Raw genomic sequence first — 18,237 nt, 5'->3', positions numbered from 1 at the left:
CACCCCATCCCCTCCCTTGAAAGGGAGGGGTTAATTGGAGAACCGCCGCCACGCCGAGCGCCGCGGACGTTCGGGCGAGACGCTCGCCGGATGGTGGCTGCGCCTTCAGGGCTGGCGGATCGTCGCCCGGCGCGTGAAGACGCCGATGGGCGAGGTCGATCTCGTCGCGAAGCGCGGGCGGACCGTCGCGTTCGTCGAGGTCAAGACGCGCGCGACATCGGCCGAGCTCAATCTCGCAATAGACCGGCATCGCCTCACGCGCGTCGCCGCAGCCGCCAACGTGCTCGCACCGCGCTATGCGCGCAATGGCGAAGACATCAGGATCGACGTCCTCCTGCTCGCCCCGTGGCGTTTACCGCGCCACATCGCCAATGCCTGGCACGGGTGACACGACGCGGCTGCTCGCCTAAAGCCCCACGCGCGTTTGTTCGGAGAAAGCTATGAGCCTCAAGGTCGCCATCCAGATGGACCCGATGGAAAGCATCAAGATCGGAGGCGATTCCACCTTTGCGATCATGCTGTCCGCGCAGGAACGCGGCTATCGGCTCTATCACTACGAGGCGCAGGACCTGAGCTACGCCGATGGCCGCGTCTGGACACGCGCGCATCCGGTCACCGTCCGCCGCGTCGAGGGAGACCATTACAGTTTCGCCGACCCCGTGAAGCTCGATCTCGGTCAGGAGGTCGACGTCGTGTGGATGCGGCAGGATCCGCCCTTCGATCTGGGCTACATCACCACGACCCACCTCCTCGAACGCATCAGGCACCAGACCTTGGTGGTCAACGATCCCGAATCGGTCCGCAACGCGCCCGAAAAGCTGTTCGTACTCGATTTCGCGCATTTCATGCCGCCAACGCTCATCACGCGCTCGCTCGAGGAAGTACGCATCTTCCAGGAGAAGCATGGCGAGATCGTCGTCAAGCCGCTGCACGGCAATGCGGGTTCGGCGGTATTCCGCGTCGGCGCCGACGGCGCCAACCTCGCCTCGCTCGTCGAGTTGTTTGGCGAGGTCTGGCGCGAGCCCTTCATGGTCCAGGCTTTCCTGAAAGAGGTATCGGGCGGCGACAAGCGCATCGTCCTTGTCGACGGCGAGGTCGCGGGCGCGATCAACCGCATTCCGGGCAAGGGCGAGATCCGCTCCAATCTCGCCGCGGGCGGCCGTGCGGAGAAAACCGTGCTCACTGCGCGCGAGCAGGAAATCTGCGACGCACTGGCCCCCGAGCTCAAAAAGCGCGGGCTGCTCTTCGTCGGTATCGACGTGATCGGCGGTTGGCTGACCGAGATCAACGTCACCTCCCCCACTGGCATCGTCGCGATCGACCATTTCAACGGCACTGATACGGCTGCGATGATCTGGGATGCGATCGAAAACAAACTTTCGCGCTGAGGAATTGCATTTGTCAGATTGGATGATCAGGCTCATCGAGCAGTCGGGCTATCTCGGCGTTGCCTTTCTCATGTTCCTTGAAACCGTGTTCCCGCCGATCCCGTCGGAAGTGATCATGTCGATCGCCGGCGTGAAGGCGGCGCAGGGACATATGTCACTCGCGGGCGTGATCGTCAGCGGCACCGCGGGCGCTATGCTGGGCAATTATTTCTGGTATCTGGCCGCGCGCGTGGTCGGCATCGAGCGCTTCAAGCCGCTGATAGACCGCTATGGCCGCTGGCTGACCATGGACTGGAACGAGGTCCAGCGCGCGGAGAAGCTGTTCGGTCAGTTCGGCTTCGCCTTCGTCTTTTTCGGGCGGATGCTGCCGACGCTGCGCTCGCTGATCTCGATTCCCGCCGGCCTGCTCCACATGCGGCTGTCGACCTTCGTGATCTGGTCCACGATCGGCACCGCGGGATGGACGACGCTGCTCGCGCTGTTCGGCTGGACGCTGGGCAACAATGTCGACAGCATCGACGACTTCATCGGCCCGGTTTCGACCGCGGTGATCGTCGTGATCGTCGTCACCTATCTCTGGCGCGTGATCTTCTGGCGACCCAAGGCCTGATCAGGCGCGCGGATGTGCGTTGCGATAGACGTCGAGCAGGTGCGCGGCATCGACCGCTGTGTAGATCTGCGTCGAGCTGAGGCTGGCATGGCCCAGCAGTTCCTGCAGCGTGCGCAAGTCGGCGCCCCGGCCAAGGAGGTGCGTCGCGAAGCTGTGGCGCAGTGCATGCGGCGTGGTGCGGTCGGATAGGCCGAGCCGCCCCCGCGCGCCCTGCACCGCGCGCCGGATCAGCGCGGGGGACAATGGGCCGCCGCGCGCACCGCGGAACAGCGGACCGTCTTTGGCGGGTGCAAAGGGGCATTGCGCGACATAGGCTTCGATCGCCTCCCGCACCTGCGGCAGAATCGGGACGATGCGCGTCTTGTTGCGCTTTCCCGTCACGCTCATCGTCTCGCCGATCGGGAGTACGCTGCCGGTGAGCGCCATCGCCTCGCCGATGCGCAGCCCTGCGCCGTAAAGCAGCAGCAGCACCGCCCAGTTGCGCGCGCCAATCCAGGGTTCGCGCGCATGTTCCGAAGCGTCCTCGGCAAGCGCGATCGCCTCGTCAGGTGAAACCGGACGCGGCACACCCTTCTTGACGCGCGGGCCCTTCAGGCGCGGGATTTCAGCCCCCTCGCCGGCGACAAAGGCAAGGAAACCGCGTACCGCCGAAAGCTCGCGCGCGGCCGACGTGTTGCCGAGCCCCTCGCCCCGGCGGAAGGCCAGATAGGCGCGAAGGTCGGCGGGTGTCAGCGTACCGAGCAACGCCGCGTCCGCGGCGCCACCACGATGGTTCTGCAGAAAGCCGATTAGCCGCTCGGCGGTCGCCACATAGGCGCGCACCGTGTGCTCCGAACGGCGACGATTGACGCGCAGATGTTCGCGCCAGGCGGAAATGAGCGATGGTGCCCCGGTCATCGGCGCACCATGCCCCAATCGTCACATGGTCGTCACGCTGAACTTGGCCAGCGTGCAGATGCGGGACGTCAGCCGATCTTCTGTCCGGTCTTTTCCCAGTCGGCGAGGAAACCCTGGATGCCCTTGTCGGTCAGCGGGTGGTTGAACAGCGCTTTGATGACGGCCGGCGGCGCGGTCATCACATCGGCACTGATCTTCGCCGATTGGAGAATGTGGATCGGATGACGCACGCTCGCGACGAGGATTTCGGTCGGGAAATCGTAATTGTCGTAGATCTGACGGATATCGGCGATCAGCTCCATGCCGTCGAAGCCGACATCGTCGTGGCGGCCGACAAAGGGCGAGACGAAGGTCGCGCCCGCCTTACCCGCGAGCAGCGCCTGATTGGCCGAGAAGCACAGCGTGACGTTGACCATCGTGCCGTCGCCGGTCAGCTTCTTGCAGGTCTTGAGGCCGTCGATGGTAAGCGGAACTTTGACCGCGACATTGTCGGCGATCTTCCGCAGGATTTCTGCCTCGCGCATCATGCCTTCATGGTCGAGCGCGACGACCTCGGCCGACACGGGGCCCGCGACGATACCGCAGATTTCCTTGACGACGTCGAGGAACTCGCGACCCGACTTGTGGATCAGCGAAGGATTGGTGGTGACGCCGTCGAGCAGGCCAGTGGCGGCCAGATCGGCAATTTCCTTGGTGTCGGCGGTGTCGACGAAGAATTTCATGGGATGCGCTCGCTTGGATAGGTGATTCGTTGGCCCGCTCTATAGGACCAGCGCGCGCATTCGTGAAACCGGGGTGCTAGAATCCGACCTCCAGATACAGCGCCGGCCCCTTGAACTGATACTCGACGCGCCCCTGCCAGTTGGGCTTGTCGACCTTCAGCGTGTAATCGACATAGCGATACATCGCGCCGATCCCGATATTCCTGGTGATGCGATATTGCAGCGTCGCCTGGGCGTTGATCAGTTCGCCGTCATAGTCATCGATCTTGAGCGATAGATAGTCGATCCGTGCCCCGAGAGTGACCGAGGGGAGGACCTCGAAGCTGCCATAGAGTCCGACCGTGGGCAAAGGCGCAAGCGCCTCGCGGCGTCGCAGCTCGGTCTGGAAGGTCCCACCGCCTACCGTACCATTACCTTCGAAGCGCAGCGTGAAATCGGTGACATGCGCACCAAGCGCGGCGCCGACCTCGACCTTGTCGTTGCGGATAAAGGAATAGCCGACCGTCAGGCGATAGATGTTGGAATCGAGACCACTTTCGAGCGTCCCATTGGCCGGGTACGTGACGTCATTGATGACGATGTCGCGTTGCAGCACGCGCGTGCCGGTTCGGTCGAGGCCATAATATTCGCCCACGACCTGCCATTTGCGACCGCCGCCGAAGCGCAATCCTGCCATGAAGGCGGGCAAGGTCTTGCGGTCGGCGAGGTCCAGATCTTCCTCGAAGTCGAATACGGTCCCCTCGATCCCGAGTTGCTCCGATCCGATCTGCGCTTCAGAATCGACATTGGGACGATAGCCCGCCAGCTGGACCCACACCTTGTCTTCGAGGGCCTGCGCGTGGGCCGGTGCGGCGAACCAGCCTCCCGAGAGCAACATCGCCGCGACAAGCGAAAATCCGTGCGCGTAACCGCGTGGAATATGGCGCCTTGGCATGTCGCTCCCCCATCATCGAGCAAACAATGGTTCTCTTCGCCGGTACGCTTGAACATGCCGCCATGTTCACCCGGACACGCCCGATCGGATATCAGGACAAACCCTGAGTCAGTTGTGTAAAAACCCTTGGCTTCACGCGGTTGCGGGATCGGGGATTGGAAAGAGCTTCACGAAGCGCTCGGCAAGCGCACGATCGCCCGCCAACGCCAGCGCGCCCGCACGCTCGAGCGCCTCGAGCGGCTGCCCGCCATAGATTGCGGCGGCGACCGCTGATGGCGCGCCGGTAAACACCGCGTCGGCTCGGTCGGGTTCCCCGCGCGCGATCACAATCGCACCTTCGGCAAGCTCGGCGACAAAATTTTCGACGCCCAGCCGGAAGCCGATGCTTGCCGCAATTCCCTTCGCCAGATCAGGCGCGAACATTGTGCGCAGCGACAGGAGCAGCGAGGCCGCGCCGAAGTGCAGGCTCTGGTCATGATAGGGCGAATGCACCGCCCAACGGCCCAAAGCCTGGAAAATCGGTTCGGTCCGGTAGCCCCATTCGGTGAGTTCATACACCTGCGCGCCGCTGGGCGGCGGGAGCTTGCGACGCTCGACGATACCCGATGCGGCAAGGCCCTCGAGCCTCTGGGTCAGTACGTTCGCGCTTATCCCGGGGAGATCCGCGCGCAGGTCGCTGAACCTTTTCGGGCCGAACATGAGTTCTCTGATCACGAGCAGTGCCCAGCGTTCGCCAAGCAGGTCGAGCGCATGCGCGGTGGCGCACGCATCGTCGTAGCGACGCTGGGTGGCCTTGAAAGACTTTTTAGTTATTTTTTCTGACTGCATAGTTGCCTTTAATAACTTACCATCGCATGATCGTCAAACATCGAGTCGAGAGGAGAGTGGCGATGCCCCGCATGATATTTATCAATCTGCCTGTTGCCGATCTTGGCCGGGCGATCGCCTTCTACACCGCCATCGGCGCCGAACAGAATGCACAGTTCACCGACGAAACCGCGTCGATGATGACGTTTTCCGATACGATCAGCGTGATGCTGCTGACGCATGAAAAGTTCAGCCAGTTCTCGCCCAAGAAAATCGCGGATGCACACAGCACGAGCGAGGTGCTGCTCTGCCTTTCCGCGGAGAGCCGCGACGAGGTGGACGCGCTGGTCGGCAAGGCAGAAGCGGCGGGCGTGGTCATCGATCCGACGCCGAAGCAGGATTATGGAGTGATGTATGGCCGCAGCTTTGAGGATCCCGACGGCCATATCTGGGAAGTGATGTGGATGGATGTCGAGGCCGTGCTGGCGGGCAGCACGCCCACCGAAGCTGTCGACGCCTGAAAATCGCGCATTTCAATAATGGAGAGGAACCAAAAATGGCATATGTAGATGGATTTGTGGTCCCCGTGCCCACCGCGAACAAGGAAGCCTATCGCGCAATGGCGGCAAAGGCGGCGCCGATCTTCCAGGAATATGGCGCGCTGCAGGTGGTCGAAGCCTGGGGTGACGACCTGAAGAAGGGCGAAGTCACCGACTTCTACATGGCGGTGAAGGCCGAGGAAGGCGAGAATGTCGTCTTTTCCTGGATCACCTGGCCTTCGCGCCAGACGCGCGACGCCGCATGGGAAAAGATCATGGCGGACGAACGGATGAAGCCCGAGGGCGAAATGCCCTTTATCGGCAAGCGCATGTTCTTCGGCGGTTTCGAAACGATTGTCGAAACTGGGGCGCCTTGATCGCCACCACATAGGGAGAAGGATCATGTCCAATTCACACGGCGATCCGCTGTGGTATGAACTGATCACCACTGAACCCGACAAGGCCCAGGCCTTTTATAGCGCGGTCTTCGGTTGGGCGACCCGCGACGCGGGCGGACCCAATTCGGGCTATACGCTGCTGTCGACCAACGGCACCGATGTCGGCGGACTGATGGAAATGCCCGCCGAGGTTTGCGAGGCGGGCGGCAAACCGGGCTGGATCGGCTATATCACGGTCGACGACGTCGATGCCGCCGCGGCGAAGATCGAGAAGGAGGGTGGGACGATCCATCGCCCCCCGAGCGACATTCCTGGCGTCGGCCGTTTCGCGGTTGTCGCCGATCCGCAGGGGGCGCCGTTCTGCATCATGCGAGGTGCGGTCGATGGCACAAGCAAGGCCTTTGGCATGAGTCCGGGCCATTTCGCCTGGAACGAGCTCCATTCGAGCGACTGGAAATCGGGCTTCGATTTCTATGCCAGCCAGTTCGGCTGGAGCAAATCGACCTCGATGGATATGGGCGAGATGGGAACCTATCAGCTCTTCAAGGCCGGCGATGCCGATATCGGCGGCATGATGGATGACAAGGAATTCCCGCACCCGGCCTGGCTCTACTATGTCAGCGTCGACGACGTCGATGCGGCAGGCAAGCGCGTTACCGACAATGGCGGCAAGATCCTCTATGGCCCGGGCGAGGTGCCTGGCGATGCCTGGATCATCAACGCTCAGGATCCGCAAGGCGCCATGTTCGCGTTTGTCGGGCCACGACCCAACAAGGAGGATTGATCATGTCCAAGGTCATCCCGAGCCTGTGGTTCCCCGAAAATGCCGAAAAAGCCGCGAAATTCTACATTTCACTGCTTCCCGACTCCCATATCGACAGTGTCTACACACTGCCCGCCGAAAGCCCGAGCGGTCCTCCCGGCTCGGTCCAGGTCGTGGATTTTACGCTCGCCGGCCAGCGCTTTCAGGCAATGAGCGCGGGTCCGCTGGACGATTTCAACCATGCCATATCATTCACGATCGATTGCGACGATCAGGCGGAAGTCGACCGGCTATGGGACGCGCTACTCGACGGCGGCACGCCCGAGGCATGCGGCTGGATCAGGGATCGCTACGGCGTAGCGTGGCAGATCGTTCCCAAGGCGCTGGGCGAGATGATGAAGGATCCAGATCGCGACAAGGGCCGGCGCGTCGCTGAAGCCATGCTGAAGATGGTCAAGCTCGATGTCGGAAAGCTGAAGGCAGCCTATGACGCCGAGCCAGTCCAGTAGTGCGCATTATTACAGTTTCAGAAACGATGTGTAGCAAATTACCCCTCTAATGAAACTGTCGAGTCTGCCGTAAATAGGACCTGCCCCTCCAAGGACCCGGCCAGCCCCCTCCCAGACCGGCCGGGTCCAAACAGGAAGCAGGATCTCGATCATGGCTTATCTCGATCTTTCCGACCCGATCACCGCCGCAACGAGCCCCCGAGCGCGCGCCGTTGCAATCGCGCCCAGCTTCAACCCCTGCGAATGGGCGGTGGTCAACCTCGCGCGCCACGACAACCCGTCGAGCCTCTTCGAGCCCGGCCGTGTCCGTCGTTTCATCGAAAAGCTGTTCGACGTTCGCCGTTCGAACGGGCTCGCCGATCCGCGGCTCGAAGCGCTGCGCCGGATGGCCGTGCTGCTTCGCAGCGGTCTTGCCCGGCTCGCCCCCGAAGAGATCGCGCGTTTCGTCGCCGCCGGCTTCTCGCACACCCAGCTGACTGCACTGGCGCAGCATGTCGCGGGGGCGAAGCGGTGAATTCCCGGCTGCTCTCCGCCGCCATGATCGGCGCGCTCATCGTCGCGCTGGCCGCACCGCTGATGCTGCTTGCACGCGCGATCGATGACCCCATCATCGGCGTGCTGACGGCGCTGATCGTCTTCGTCACCGGCGCACCGTTCCTCGCGCGGGGCAGCGCCTCCCACCATCCGGGCTGATCACGACCCGCGCCGCGATTGCGTCGGCGCATGAAAATCGGGCGGCTTCCCCGCAACCCATTCGAGAAAGCGCGCCATCGCCGCATTGCTGCGCAGCGCAGCGGAGGTCGGTGCGAGCCGCGATAGCTCGGCATTGCTGAACAGGGCATGGATCGTCCTGTGGCAGATCGGGTGAAGCGGCACAGTTTCCGATCCGCCCCGGCTCCGGGGCACGGGATGATGCCATTCGACGCGACGGCCCAAGGGCCGGTCGCACAGCCAGCAACGCATTGAATCGGGCTCGTTCACGCGCAGAGCATAGCCGCACGTCACGAAAACATTGAGGGGCCGGCGGGGAGATTCCCTTTCCGCGCGACACACCCTAACTAGGGCGCCATGACTCGCGCCCGCGTCCTCGTCCTCAACAGCGCATTGGGTCCACTCGATTATCGCGTGCCGCGCGGCATGGAGGTCGGGCCGGGCTCGATCGTCGTCGCACCGCTCGGCCCGCGCCAGCTCGTCGGAGTCGTGTGGGAGCCCGAGCGGATGCCCTCCGATGCCGAAGTGGGTGACAACCGGCTGCGCAACCTGATTGCGGTCTACGACCTGCCGCCGCTGCGCGATCCACTCAGGCGGTTGATCGAATGGACCGCGGGCTATTATCTCGCACCCCCGGCCGCGGTGGTGCGGATGGCGCTGCCCTCCTCCTCGGCGCTCGAGGGTGCCAGGATGATCACCGAATATCGGCTGACGGGTTTCCGACCCGAGCGGCTGACCCCGCAGCGTGCGCAGGCGCTCGACAGGATCGGCGACCGGCAGGGGTTGATCCGCGAACTCGCCCTGATCGCCGATGTTTCGGACAGCGTGATACGCGGGCTGGTCAAGGCGGGCGCGATCGAGGCGGTCGAGGTCAGCATCGACACGCCCTATGACGCGCCCGACCCCGATCATGCGCCGCCCGAACTGTCCGCCGTTCAGACCGCCGCGGCGGATGCGCTGGTCGACGCAGTGCGCGCCGGCGCCTTCGAGCCCTTCCTGCTCGACGGCGTCACCGGATCGGGCAAGACCGAGGTCTATTTCGAGGCGGTCGCCGAGGTAATCCGGCAGGGCCGGCAGGCGCTCGTGCTGCTGCCCGAGATCGCGCTGACCGAGCCCTTTCTCAAGCGCTTCGCCGCGCGTTTCGGCCATGTGCCGGTCGCTTGGCACTCGGACCTTCGCCAGTCGCAGCGGCGCCGCGCATGGCGCGCGATCGCGAGCGGCGAAGCACGCGTCGTGGTGGGCGCGCGCTCGGCGCTGTTCCTGCCCTATGCCGATCTCCGCCTGATCGTCGTCGACGAGGCGCACGAGACGAGCTTCAAGCAGGAGGAAGGCGTCCACTACCATGCGCGTGACGTCGCGGTGATGCGCGGGCATTTCGAGACCTGCCCCGTCATCCTCGCCTCGGCCACGCCCGCGATCGAGACTCGCCAGCAGGTCGAGATCGGCCGCTATCGCGAACTCAAGCTCGCCGCGCGCTTCGGCGCCGCGACCATGCCCGAGATCGAGGCGATCGACCTGATCCAGGAACCGCCCGAGCGCGGACGCTGGCTGGCGCCCCGGCTGGTCGCCAATATCCAGGAGACGCTGGAGCGCGGTGAACAGGCGCTGCTGTTCCTCAACCGGCGCGGCTATGCGCCGCTGACGCTGTGCCGCACCTGCGGGCACCGTTTCCAGTGTCCCAACTGCACGGCATGGATGGTCGAGCACAGGCTCGTGCGCCGGCTCGCCTGCCACCATTGCGGGCATGTGATGTCGCCACCCGAGCGCTGCCCCGAATGCCAGGACGAGGACAGCCTCGTCGCCTGTGGCCCCGGGGTCGAGCGCATCGCCGATGAGGTCAAGCTGCTCTTCCCCGAAGCCCGCACCGCGATCGTCACCTCGGACACAATCTGGTCCCCCGCCAAGGCGGCCGAGTTCGTGGGCCGGATGGAAGCCGGCGAGATCGACATCGTCGTCGGCACCCAGCTCGTCACCAAGGGCTATCATTTTCCCAACCTCACCCTCGTCGGCGTGGTCGATGCCGATCTGGGGCTGGAGGGCGGCGATCTCCGCGCTGCTGAACGCACCTTCCAGCAGATCATGCAGGTAGCGGGGCGTGCGGGCCGCGGCGAGAAGCCGGGCCATGTCTTCATCCAGACGCACAGCCCCTCCGCCCCCGTGATGGAGGCATTGGTGTCGGGCGACGCGGTGAGCTTCTACGAGGCCGAAACCGAGGCGCGGCGCCACGCGGGCGCCCCGCCCTTCGGCCGCTATGCGGGGATCATCATCTCCGCCGAGGATCAGAAGCTCGCGCTCGAGACCGCCAACCTGATCGGCCGCACCGCACCGCGCATCGAGGGGATGCAGGTCTATGGCCCCGCCCCCGCCCCGCTCGCGATGCTGCGCGGGCGCCACCGCTTCCGCCTGCTCGTCCATGCGCGCCGCGCACTGGACGTGCAGGACGTGATCCGCGACTGGCTCGGCAAGCTCGACTGGTCGGCCAAGGTTCGCGTCGCGGTCGATGTCGATCCTTACAGTTTCCTGTAAGGACAGCTTGCAACGGGGCTAATGCCAAGCGAAAGTCGGGCGAACGGGGGAAGTCGGCCAATGGCGCCTGGAGCTGTGATGCGGTGGATGCTGGCGGTGATGCTGGTGCTCGGGCTGTCCGCACCGGCACATGCGCAGGTCGACGACATCTCCGCGGCCGCGCGCAGCGTCGTCCGCGTGGTCGCGGTCGCGGTGATCGAGGACGAGGTGGTCGGCTTCGGCCACGGCTCGGGCTTCGCGATCTCGCCGACGCGCGTCGTCACCAACGCGCATGTGGTCGAAGAGGCCGCGCGCTATCCGGGCAACGTCTTTCTGGGCGTCGTGCCGTCGGAAGGCTCGCGCGGCTACAATGCCCGGCTTGTCGCGGTCGACGAGGCACGCGATCTCGCGCTCGTCGAACTTGTCGAGGGACGGCTGCCGCCCGCGACGCTCTACATGGGTCCGCTCGCAGATGGTGCCCATGTCGTCGCGCTGGGCTATCCGGGCAACGTCGATCTCGCCACCGCACGATCGGCCGACGACTATATCACGCCGCTGCCGCCGACGCGCTCGGAGGGCAACTTCTCCAACCTTCGCACCATCGAGGGCATCGAGACACTGCTCCACACCGCCGCGATCGCACGCGGCAACAGCGGCGGCCCGCTGCTCGACGGCTGCGGCCGGATCATCGGTGTCAACACCTTTATCACGCGCGCCGAGGAGGGCGACGCCAATTTCGGATTCGCGATCTCCAACCGCGAGCTTGCCGAGTTCCTGCGTTCGGCAGGGCAGAAGGCGGCAACGGTGGCGAGCGAATGCGTGAGCATGGAATCGCGGCTTCGCGAAGAGCGCGAACGACTTGCCGAGGCGGCGCGCGCACAGGCGGCGGATGCGGCGGGTCGGCAGGCCGCGGCCGAACGCAAGCTTGCCGCCGAGCGCGACCGGATCGAGGCCGCGCGCGAGAACCGCATTGCGGTGGCGCTGGCGCTGTTCGTGTTTGGCGCGCTCGCAACGGGCGCGGGCGGCATCTTCCTGTCGCGCGGGGACAAGCGCCGAGCGATGATCGGCGGCGGCACCGGCGGCGTGCTGATGCTCGCCGCGCTCGGCCTGTTCCTAACTCGCCCCGGCGCCGACGATATCGCGATCGCCGAGGACAGGCCCGCCCCTTCGCGTCCCGCCTATGATGCGGTGGGCAGCAATGTCTGCATCATCCAGCCCGAGCGCAGCCGCGTCACGGTGTCGGATACGAGCGACGTCCTCTTCGACTGGAAGGCGGATGGCTGCGTCAACGGCCGCACCCAATATGCCGCCGAGGGCGCGCGCTGGAGCCGCATCCTCGTGCCCGATACCGAGGCCACTGTCTCGCTCGCCGAGTTTGACCCGGCGACGGGCGAGTATCTCGTTTCGCGCTACCTGATGCCCGCCGAGGCGATGGCCGAGATCCGTGCGATGCGGCGCAATGCCCCGCGCGGACAGTGCACCGGCGATGCGGCCCGGCTCGCGCAGCTCGGCGAGAACCAGCGCGCGATCCGCGCGATGCTGCCGAACGCGCCCAATGAGCGGCTTGTCTTCAAATGCCAGAAGGGGAGCGTGCCCTAGAGCCGTTCGACGCGTGCGGCGAAGCAGCCGCGCTTCGCGTTGTGGACGTGAAGCCACGCCACACGCTCGTCCGTGAACATGCGATCGATCAGCGGCTCAAGCTCGCTGCCGTCGATGACCTCGGCGTCGACCATCATGTCATCGGCGTCGAAGGCGCGGACCGAGAGCAGCCGGACCGCCAGCTGCTTCGGTATCGCGTTCTCATAGCGTGCGGCCTCGGATGCGCCCTCCTTGACGAAGATCGCGTGGTGCGAGCGATAGGGCGTGTCGACCGGCAGGTGCTCGTGGTTGAGCAGCAGCACATCGCCGCCCGGAGCAACGTCCTCGAGCGTGATCCGGCACGGGAAACCGACCTCCGCATCCGAGCGCATGCGGATCGCACCGCGCTCGGCCAGCGCCGCGTCGTCGAGCCCGTAGAGCGGGACGAAGGGCGCGGGGTCGATCCCCGCGATGATATAGCCCGTCATGATGCCTTCTCACGATTGAGCAGTTCGACCTTGCGTTCGATGCCATAGGCATAGCCGCCCATGCTGCCGTCGCTGCGATGCGCGCGGTGGCAGGGGATGACGACCGCAAGGTGATTGGCGCCGCATGCCGTTCCCGCCGCGCGGACAGCCTTTGCGTTGCCCGCGATCGCGGCAAGCTCGGTATAGCTGCGCGTCTCGCCCGCCGGGATCGCGCGCAGCGCCTGCCACACGGCTTCCTGGAATGCGGTGCCCTGCACGTCCAGTGGCAGGTCGTGATGGCGTTCGGGATGCTCGACCTCCGCGACGACCTTCTCAGCCAGCTCCGCGAGCGCCTTGCCGCCCGACTGGATGTCGGCATTGGGGAAGCGCGCTCTGAGCGCCTCCTCGCCCTCCTCGAACGATACGCGGCACAGCCCCTTGTCGGTCGCCGCGATCAGCAGGGTACCAAGGCTGGTCTTCGCGACGGCCCAGCGGATCGTCACGCCCGCACCGCCGCGCTTCCATGCGCTGGGGGTCATGCCGAGGCGCCTGCCCGCCTCGGCGTAGAAACGGCTCGGGCCCGAATAGCCCGCTTCATAGATCGCGTCGGTCACTCTGTCCTCCGTCGATAGTGCCTGTGCGGCCTTGCCGGCGCGCAGCCCCCTTGCATAGGCGGCGGGGGTCACGCCGGTGGCGCGCTTGAACAGGCGGTGGAAATGGTGCGGGGCATAGCCCACCCGCATGGCGAGTTCTTCGAGCGAGACGGTCTCTTCGGCCGCTTCGAGCAGTTCGATGGCCTGCGCCACCGCGATGCGCTCGCGGCCGACCTCGTCGGGCTTGCAGCGCAGGCAGGCGCGATAGCCCGCCGCGCGGGCGGCTTCGCCGTCGCGGAAGAAGCTGACATGCGCGCGCTTCGGATGGCGCGCGGGGCAGCTCGGCTTGCAATAGATGCCCGTGGTCTTGACCGCGCCGACGAACCTGCCGTCGAAGCTGCGGTCGCGCCGCTCAAAGGCGGCCCAGGCCAGATCGGGATCGATGAGGATTTCGGTGCTCATGCATCCTATCTAGTGCATGCGCGCCCCACGATCATCCCGCACCTTGCGTTCAAAGCGAAACTGTGGCGAGGCGAGGCCATGAAGGTCGGAATCGTGGGTGCCGGCGCGATCGGCGGATGGATCGGGGCGAAGCTTGCCGAGGCAGGAGCCCCCGTATCGGTGCTCGCGCGCGGCGCGACGCTGGAGGCGATCCGCGCCAATGGCCTCGTCCTCCACGAAGACGGCGGCAGCACTGTCCACCGCGTCGCCGCATCCGATGTCGGCGCCGCGCTCGGCGTGCAGGATCTGCTCGTCATCGCGGTCAAGGCGCCCGCGCTGCGCGGCGCGGCTGAGGCGGCGCGACCGATGATCGGACCAGACACGGTGATCGTCCCGCTGCTCAATGGCGTGCCGTGGTGGTTCCTCGCCGACAGGCCCGCGCTACGCCCGGCGATGCTCGATCCCGATGGCGCGATCGGCGCCGCACTCCCCACCACACAGGTGATCGGCAGCGTCGTCCACGCCTCGTGCGCCTCCCCCGAACCCGGCGTGATCCGCCGCCATTTCGGCAAGGGGCTGATCCTCGGCGAGCCCTCGGGCGCGATGACCGAAAGGCTCGGGCGCGTCGCCGCGCTTTTCGCCGATGCCGGGCTCGACGTCACCAGCAGCGAGCGGATCCAGCAGGACATCTGGTACAAGCTCTGGGGCAACATGACGATGAATCCCATCTCCGCGCTGACGCGCGCGACCGCGGACCGGATCCTCGACGACAAGCTCGTTGCCGCCTTCACGCTCCGCATCATGGCCGAGGCCGCCGAGATCGGTGCGGCGATCGGCTGCCCGATTGCCGAGAGTGGCGCGGACCGGATGCTGGTCACGCGCAAGCTGGGCGCGTTCAAGACCTCGATGCTGCAGGACGTCGAGGCGGGCCGCGCGATCGAACTCGACGCGCTGCTCGCCGCGCCGCGTGCTATCGGCGAGCGAGCGGGGATCTCGACGCCCTATATGGACGCGCTGCTCGGCCTGACGCGGCTGTTCGACGCGGGTCGCGCGAATTGAACGGAAACCGCCCGATTTCCTGCAAAGGTCAGTAAGGTCAGCCCTGCCGAAACAATCCCCTCGATCAGTAGGCCCGCATCGATCGGTTTTTTCGATCAACACTTCGCTGGCCGTCTGCACGCATTCAAAGAACCGATTGTCGCGCGAGCGTGACAGTTCGGGGGGGTGTAGGACAGGACTTTTTCGGGCGGTTTCGACGACATTGCGGACTATTCCTACAGGCCCTCTCCCGCCCTTTGCGGGAGAGGGTTGGGTGAGGGTCTTCTTTCCCCTATTATCAGCGACATCGGCCCCGTAACGCGACAGATCAGCCTGCATGCAGCGCGCCTGAGGCGCGACATGACCGATGTCGAGCGCAAGCTGTGGTTTGCGGTGCGCGATCGTCGGCTTGGCGGGTTCAAATTTCGTCGGCAGGCCACCATCGGCCCGTTCATTGTCGATTTTCTGTGCATCGAGGCACGGTTGATCGTCGAGCTTGATGGCGGGCAGCATGATGAGGAGGCGGATGCGAAGCCACCGCCTATCTCGAGGATCGCAGCCATCGCGTGCTTCGGTTCTGGAACACCGTGGTGATCGAGAGCTTTGAAGGTGTTCTTGAGACCATTGTCACAGCGCTCCGTCAGAGTTGATGCCAAGAAGCCGAAGAAAGCCCTCACCCAACCCTCTCCCGCAAGCGGGAGAGGGCTTAAGTGAACGTCCGCTCGCCACGAGACATTCGCGCCACCCCGCGCTAGACTGCCTTCACGCACTCCATCATCCGCGCGATTTCGTTGCGGAGATATTCGGTCTGGCTGGCGAGATCGTCGGCGGTTGCGCTGAGGCCTGATGCCATCCGGCGCGCGGCCTCGGCGCGTCCGCGCAGGCCGACCATGTTGGACGCGGTTTCGCGGCTGCCCGTGTCGACCAGCACGATCGAATCGACGATTTCGCGGCTGGCGTCGCTCTGCTGCTCGACCGCGTGCGCGATCGCCTGTGCGGATTGTTCGAGGTCGGTGACGAGCGCGTCGATCTGGTGGAAGCTCTGCATCGCGTCGCCCGCGGTGGCGCCGATCGTGCCGAGCCGCTCGCCGATCGTCGCCGCCGCGGCCTGGGTCTGGCGTGCGAGACCCTTCACCTCCTCGGCCACCACCGCGAAGCCCGCGCCCGCCTGCCCCGCGCGCGACGCCTCGATCGATGCGTTGAGCGCGAGCAGGTTGGTCTGCTTGGCGATCCCCGTGATGAGCGTCAGCACATCGGTGATCTCGCTGACCAGATCGTTGAGCCGCGTCGCGCGCAGCTTGCTATGCGCTGCCTTGTCGCGGACCGTCCGCGCACTGGCGCGCGCTTCATTGGCATTGTCGCGGATGTGCGCGATCGCCTCGGCCAGCGCCTGCCCGTTTTCGGAGACGACGCGCACCGTAGTGGCGGTCTGGTCGGCGAGCGTCGCGGCGGTCAGCGCATAGGCCTCGGATATCCCCGCCTCGCTCGACACCGCAGAGGCAGCCCCGCGCATCTCGCTGCCCGCCTGCGCGAGATTGGCGACGATGCGCGCAATGTCCTGCTCGAAGCGCGCGAACAAGGCGTCGAGCTCGGTGGCGCGACGGTCCTTTGCGCGCAGCATTTCGGCGTCACTGGCGCGCAGTTCGTTCTCGATCCTGAGCGCCTCCTGCTCGAGCCGGCGCGCCTCGCTCGCGCGCTCGCGCGCGAACAGCAATGCGCGGGCGATGTCGCCGATCTCGTCGCAGCGCTCGAGCCCGGGGATCGCGACGTTGCCGCCCGACAGGCCGATCTGCCGCGTTGCTGCCGCAATCTGCTCGAGCGGGTGGTTGATGGCCCTGGTCGCGGTCCTGACGCCCCAGTAGCCGACCCATAAAGCGACGATCGTGAGTAGCAGCGCGATGCCATAGGCGATGATGAAGCCCCATTTGAGGAACTGTCCTTCGCGCCCGGCATCGGCGCGCAGCTCGGCAATCAGATCGCGACTGGTGATCGTCAGCGGGTCGACCGCGGCGTACAGCGCGCCGCTCACGAAGAAATCGAGATTGTCGATCCGGCCCGATCGCAGCAGCGCGATCAGCCGGTCGGTGGTCCGCTCGGCCTCGCCGCGCGCAAGCTCGATCCGGACGATATCATCGGCATGACGCGCGCCGAGATTGCTCGAACGAAACCGGTGCCACGCCGCATCGGCCTCAGCCGTCGCCGCCTGGATGGCGCCTACGCCGCTCGCCGCCGACATGTTGCCGCTGCGCACCTTGTTGGCGATCGCCAGCGCCTCAGCATATCCGCCTGCCACCGACTGCACATCGCTGATCGGCTGGATGCGGTCGTCGAGCAGCGTCGATACCGCGCCCTGCGTCACCACCGTCATCACCACCAGCGACAGCACCAGCACCGCCTGGATCGACAGCAGCGCGACGAGGATCAACTTGAGCCGCCCCTTGATCGAGCCGTCGAGCCCGAGCCGGTCCGCGCGCCGCGCCATCCGTGCCAGGCCAAGTTCCATTTTCATTGCGATAGCGACCCGCTTCCGATTTGCCCCGCCGCCGCCTCTCGCAGCGAATGCTGAAAGCAGAGTTAATTTTGTGTTACACTTCAATGACAGCCTTGTCGGAAGAACGAGATCAAATTGCCGCGACTCGCAGCCTGAATGCGATGCCCGGTTACGCGTCTTGCATCCCAAGACAACCGATGCTAACCGCGCCGCGACCCAGATAGGGGCGCGCTTGTCGCCCCCTTTTCGCATGGGGCCAATTCCGTTTGTTCTTAGGGGACACAAGGCGCGTGGAGACTTCCGGCGGCATTCAGGCCAGCTTAGCAGGGCGATACGCCACTGCTCTTTTCGAGCTGGCGCGCGAATCGAACAAGATCGAGGCTGTTGAAAAGAGCCTCGCGACGCTCAAGGCCGCGCTGTCCGATTCGGACGACTTCCGCCAGCTGACGACGAGCCCGCTGCTCTCGCGCGCCGACGCCGCCAGGGGTGTCGCTGCCGCCGCCAAGTCGATGGTGCTCGATCCGCTGACCGCCAACTTCCTTGGCGTGCTCGCGGGCAATCGTCGCCTCGGCCAACTCGGCAACGTGATCCGTGCCTTTTCCATGCTCGCCGCCAGGTTCCGCGGCGAGATGACCGCCGAGGTCACCTCGGCCCACCCGCTTACCGCGGCCCAGGTCTCCGAGCTTGCAAAGCAGCTCAAGGCCCGTGTCGGCAGTGACGTTTCCGTCGATCTCTCCGTCGACCCCGCCATCCTCGGCGGCCTCGTCGTCAAGATCGGCTCGCAGATGATCGACAGCTCGATCACGACCCGTCTCAATTCCCTCGCGCACGCGATGAAAGGCTGAA

General features: G+C 65.4%; 23 protein-coding genes. 15 read left to right on the top strand and 8 right to left on the bottom strand.

Annotation, left to right across the window (positions count from 1 at the left end):
- The first annotated feature begins 34 nt into the window (after window positions 1-34).
- The 3 genes from AC3WJD_RS06045 to AC3WJD_RS06035 are packed head-to-tail and all read left to right on the top strand — an operon-like array spanning window position 35 to window position 1,998.
- The gene (locus AC3WJD_RS06045; protein WP_492745438.1) at window positions 35-388 is read left to right on the top strand and encodes a YraN family protein; all 354 of its coding nucleotides are present in this window, start codon (window positions 35-37) and stop codon (window positions 386-388) included.
- Window positions 389-440: 52 nt separating this feature from the next.
- Window positions 441-1,388, top strand: a complete 948-nt coding sequence (gene gshB / locus AC3WJD_RS06040) for a glutathione synthase (protein ID WP_492745437.1) — start codon at window positions 441-443, stop codon at window positions 1,386-1,388.
- A gap of 10 nt (window positions 1,389-1,398) precedes the next feature.
- Entirely contained in the window at window positions 1,399-1,998 is a 600-nt protein-coding gene (locus AC3WJD_RS06035; RefSeq protein ID WP_492745436.1) for a DedA family protein, read from the top strand.
- Here AC3WJD_RS06035 and AC3WJD_RS06030 read toward each other — a convergent pair whose 3' ends face one another.
- From AC3WJD_RS06030 to AC3WJD_RS06015, 4 genes are all read right to left on the bottom strand, one after another.
- Complete coding sequence (locus AC3WJD_RS06030) at window positions 1,999-2,895, bottom strand: tyrosine recombinase XerC (RefSeq protein ID WP_492745434.1); 897 nt, start codon at window positions 2,893-2,895, stop codon at window positions 1,999-2,001.
- Between the two features lie 68 nt (window positions 2,896-2,963).
- Entirely contained in the window at window positions 2,964-3,617 is a 654-nt protein-coding gene (fsa, locus tag AC3WJD_RS06025) for a fructose-6-phosphate aldolase (RefSeq protein ID WP_492745433.1), read from the bottom strand.
- 76 nt (window positions 3,618-3,693) lie between these two features.
- Window positions 3,694-4,551 carry a hypothetical protein gene (locus AC3WJD_RS06020; protein WP_492745432.1) on the bottom strand — a complete coding sequence of 286 codons (858 nt, stop codon included), beginning with the start codon at window positions 4,549-4,551 and terminating at the stop codon, window positions 3,694-3,696.
- 132 nt (window positions 4,552-4,683) lie between these two features.
- Window positions 4,684-5,379, bottom strand: a complete 696-nt coding sequence (locus AC3WJD_RS06015) for a winged helix-turn-helix transcriptional regulator (RefSeq protein ID WP_492745431.1) — start codon at window positions 5,377-5,379, stop codon at window positions 4,684-4,686.
- Between the two features lie 26 nt (window positions 5,380-5,405).
- Between AC3WJD_RS06015 and AC3WJD_RS06010 the strand changes: the two genes are divergently transcribed.
- The 6 genes from AC3WJD_RS06010 (at window position 5,406) to AC3WJD_RS05985 (ending at window position 8,260) form a co-directional block, all read left to right on the top strand.
- Window positions 5,406-5,879, top strand: coding sequence for a VOC family protein (locus tag AC3WJD_RS06010; RefSeq protein WP_492745430.1), 474 nt, complete (start codon window positions 5,406-5,408; stop codon window positions 5,877-5,879).
- A 35-nt stretch (window positions 5,880-5,914) separates the two neighbouring features.
- The gene (locus tag AC3WJD_RS06005; RefSeq protein ID WP_492745428.1) at window positions 5,915-6,274 is read left to right on the top strand and encodes a DUF1428 domain-containing protein; all 360 of its coding nucleotides are present in this window, start codon (window positions 5,915-5,917) and stop codon (window positions 6,272-6,274) included.
- Between the two features lie 25 nt (window positions 6,275-6,299).
- Complete coding sequence (locus tag AC3WJD_RS06000) at window positions 6,300-7,079, top strand: VOC family protein (protein WP_492745426.1); 780 nt, start codon at window positions 6,300-6,302, stop codon at window positions 7,077-7,079.
- Between the two features lie 2 nt (window positions 7,080-7,081).
- Entirely contained in the window at window positions 7,082-7,567 is a 486-nt protein-coding gene (locus tag AC3WJD_RS05995) for a VOC family protein (protein ID WP_492745424.1), read from the top strand.
- 151 nt (window positions 7,568-7,718) lie between these two features.
- Window positions 7,719-8,081, top strand: coding sequence for a hypothetical protein (locus AC3WJD_RS05990; protein WP_492745423.1), 363 nt, complete (start codon window positions 7,719-7,721; stop codon window positions 8,079-8,081).
- The gene (locus tag AC3WJD_RS05985) at window positions 8,078-8,260 is read left to right on the top strand and encodes a hypothetical protein (RefSeq protein ID WP_492745421.1); all 183 of its coding nucleotides are present in this window, start codon (window positions 8,078-8,080) and stop codon (window positions 8,258-8,260) included. Before AC3WJD_RS05990 ends, AC3WJD_RS05985 begins: the two co-directional genes overlap by 4 nt.
- Here the strand turns inward: AC3WJD_RS05985 and AC3WJD_RS05980 are convergent, their stop codons facing one another.
- Window positions 8,261-8,530: an HNH endonuclease gene (locus AC3WJD_RS05980; protein WP_492745419.1), complete on the bottom strand. Its 270-nt coding sequence runs from the start codon at window positions 8,528-8,530 to the stop codon at window positions 8,261-8,263.
- 105 nt (window positions 8,531-8,635) lie between these two features.
- Here AC3WJD_RS05980 and AC3WJD_RS05975 point away from each other — a divergent pair, with 105 nt between their 5' ends.
- Together AC3WJD_RS05975 and AC3WJD_RS05970 are read left to right on the top strand one after the other, a co-directional pair.
- Window positions 8,636-10,804, top strand: coding sequence for a primosomal protein N' (locus tag AC3WJD_RS05975; RefSeq protein WP_492745418.1), 2,169 nt, complete (start codon window positions 8,636-8,638; stop codon window positions 10,802-10,804).
- Between the two features lie 78 nt (window positions 10,805-10,882).
- The gene (locus AC3WJD_RS05970) at window positions 10,883-12,382 is read left to right on the top strand and encodes a S1C family serine protease (protein ID WP_492745416.1); all 1,500 of its coding nucleotides are present in this window, start codon (window positions 10,883-10,885) and stop codon (window positions 12,380-12,382) included.
- Here the strand turns inward: AC3WJD_RS05970 and AC3WJD_RS05965 are convergent.
- Together AC3WJD_RS05965 and ada are read right to left on the bottom strand one after the other, a co-directional pair.
- Entirely contained in the window at window positions 12,379-12,849 is a 471-nt protein-coding gene (locus tag AC3WJD_RS05965) for a DUF1203 domain-containing protein (RefSeq protein WP_492745414.1), read from the bottom strand. The genes AC3WJD_RS05970 and AC3WJD_RS05965 overlap by 4 nt on opposite strands.
- A complete protein-coding gene (gene ada, locus AC3WJD_RS05960; RefSeq protein ID WP_492745412.1) occupies window positions 12,846-13,883 on the bottom strand; it encodes a bifunctional DNA-binding transcriptional regulator/O6-methylguanine-DNA methyltransferase Ada in 1,038 nt (345 codons plus the stop codon). The genes AC3WJD_RS05965 and ada overlap by 4 nt, the downstream gene beginning before the upstream one ends.
- A gap of 78 nt (window positions 13,884-13,961) precedes the next feature.
- On the opposite strand from ada, the gene AC3WJD_RS05955 reads away from it, so the two are divergent.
- The 3 genes from AC3WJD_RS05955 to AC3WJD_RS05945 all read left to right on the top strand — a co-directional run bounded on the left by AC3WJD_RS05955 (window position 13,962) and on the right by AC3WJD_RS05945 (window position 15,550).
- Complete coding sequence (locus AC3WJD_RS05955; RefSeq protein WP_492745411.1) at window positions 13,962-14,921, top strand: ketopantoate reductase family protein; 960 nt, start codon at window positions 13,962-13,964, stop codon at window positions 14,919-14,921.
- Between the two features lie 339 nt (window positions 14,922-15,260).
- Window positions 15,261-15,494 carry a DUF559 domain-containing protein gene (locus AC3WJD_RS05950; RefSeq protein WP_492745410.1) on the top strand — a complete coding sequence of 78 codons (234 nt, stop codon included), beginning with the start codon at window positions 15,261-15,263 and terminating at the stop codon, window positions 15,492-15,494.
- Complete coding sequence (locus AC3WJD_RS05945; protein ID WP_492745446.1) at window positions 15,467-15,550, top strand: hypothetical protein; 84 nt, start codon at window positions 15,467-15,469, stop codon at window positions 15,548-15,550. Before AC3WJD_RS05950 ends, AC3WJD_RS05945 begins: the two co-directional genes overlap by 28 nt.
- 101 nt (window positions 15,551-15,651) lie before the next feature.
- Here the strand turns inward: AC3WJD_RS05945 and AC3WJD_RS05940 are convergent, their stop codons facing one another.
- On the bottom strand, window positions 15,652-17,403 hold the full coding sequence (locus AC3WJD_RS05940) for a methyl-accepting chemotaxis protein (protein ID WP_492745409.1): 1,752 nt from the start codon (window positions 17,401-17,403) through the stop codon (window positions 15,652-15,654).
- A gap of 278 nt (window positions 17,404-17,681) precedes the next feature.
- Here AC3WJD_RS05940 and AC3WJD_RS05935 point away from each other — a divergent pair, with 278 nt between their 5' ends.
- The gene (locus AC3WJD_RS05935) at window positions 17,682-18,236 is read left to right on the top strand and encodes a F0F1 ATP synthase subunit delta (protein ID WP_492745408.1); all 555 of its coding nucleotides are present in this window, start codon (window positions 17,682-17,684) and stop codon (window positions 18,234-18,236) included.
- The last annotated feature ends 1 nt before the right edge of the window (window position 18,237 follow it).

It is taken from the genome of Sphingobium sp. FW306-1B-F04DB (genome assembly GCF_058781925.1).
Note: the sequence above shows the minus strand (reverse complement) of the source record. Positions and strands in the feature narration are given on the sequence as shown.

Excerpts from the sequence above, each read along its gene's own strand:
- AC3WJD_RS05980 (WP_492745419.1), bottom strand. The coding sequence starts at position 8,530 with ATGCGTTGCTGGCTGTGCGACCGGCCCTTGGGCCGTCGCGTCGAATGG.
- AC3WJD_RS06030 (WP_492745434.1), bottom strand. The coding sequence starts at position 2,895 with ATGACCGGGGCACCATCGCTCATTTCCGCCTGGCGCGAACATCTGCGC.
- AC3WJD_RS06020 (WP_492745432.1), bottom strand. The coding sequence starts at position 4,551 with ATGCCAAGGCGCCATATTCCACGCGGTTACGCGCACGGATTTTCGCTT.
- AC3WJD_RS05955 (WP_492745411.1), top strand. The coding sequence starts at position 13,962 with ATGAAGGTCGGAATCGTGGGTGCCGGCGCGATCGGCGGATGGATCGGG.
- AC3WJD_RS05940 (WP_492745409.1), bottom strand. The coding sequence starts at position 17,403 with ATGGAACTTGGCCTGGCACGGATGGCGCGGCGCGCGGACCGGCTCGGG.
- AC3WJD_RS05970 (WP_492745416.1), top strand. The coding sequence starts at position 10,883 with ATGCGGTGGATGCTGGCGGTGATGCTGGTGCTCGGGCTGTCCGCACCG.
- fsa (WP_492745433.1), bottom strand. The coding sequence starts at position 3,617 with ATGAAATTCTTCGTCGACACCGCCGACACCAAGGAAATTGCCGATCTG.
- AC3WJD_RS05995 (WP_492745424.1), top strand. The coding sequence starts at position 7,082 with ATGTCCAAGGTCATCCCGAGCCTGTGGTTCCCCGAAAATGCCGAAAAA.
- AC3WJD_RS06000 (WP_492745426.1), top strand. The coding sequence starts at position 6,300 with ATGTCCAATTCACACGGCGATCCGCTGTGGTATGAACTGATCACCACT.
- gshB (WP_492745437.1), top strand. The coding sequence starts at position 441 with ATGAGCCTCAAGGTCGCCATCCAGATGGACCCGATGGAAAGCATCAAG.
- AC3WJD_RS05965 (WP_492745414.1), bottom strand. The coding sequence starts at position 12,849 with ATGACGGGCTATATCATCGCGGGGATCGACCCCGCGCCCTTCGTCCCG.
- AC3WJD_RS05950 (WP_492745410.1), top strand. The coding sequence starts at position 15,261 with ATGACCGATGTCGAGCGCAAGCTGTGGTTTGCGGTGCGCGATCGTCGG.
- ada (WP_492745412.1), bottom strand. The coding sequence starts at position 13,883 with ATGAGCACCGAAATCCTCATCGATCCCGATCTGGCCTGGGCCGCCTTT.
- AC3WJD_RS05975 (WP_492745418.1), top strand. The coding sequence starts at position 8,636 with ATGACTCGCGCCCGCGTCCTCGTCCTCAACAGCGCATTGGGTCCACTC.
- AC3WJD_RS06015 (WP_492745431.1), bottom strand. The coding sequence starts at position 5,379 with ATGCAGTCAGAAAAAATAACTAAAAAGTCTTTCAAGGCCACCCAGCGT.
- AC3WJD_RS06010 (WP_492745430.1), top strand. The coding sequence starts at position 5,406 with ATGATCGTCAAACATCGAGTCGAGAGGAGAGTGGCGATGCCCCGCATG.
- AC3WJD_RS05990 (WP_492745423.1), top strand. The coding sequence starts at position 7,719 with ATGGCTTATCTCGATCTTTCCGACCCGATCACCGCCGCAACGAGCCCC.
- AC3WJD_RS06005 (WP_492745428.1), top strand. The coding sequence starts at position 5,915 with ATGGCATATGTAGATGGATTTGTGGTCCCCGTGCCCACCGCGAACAAG.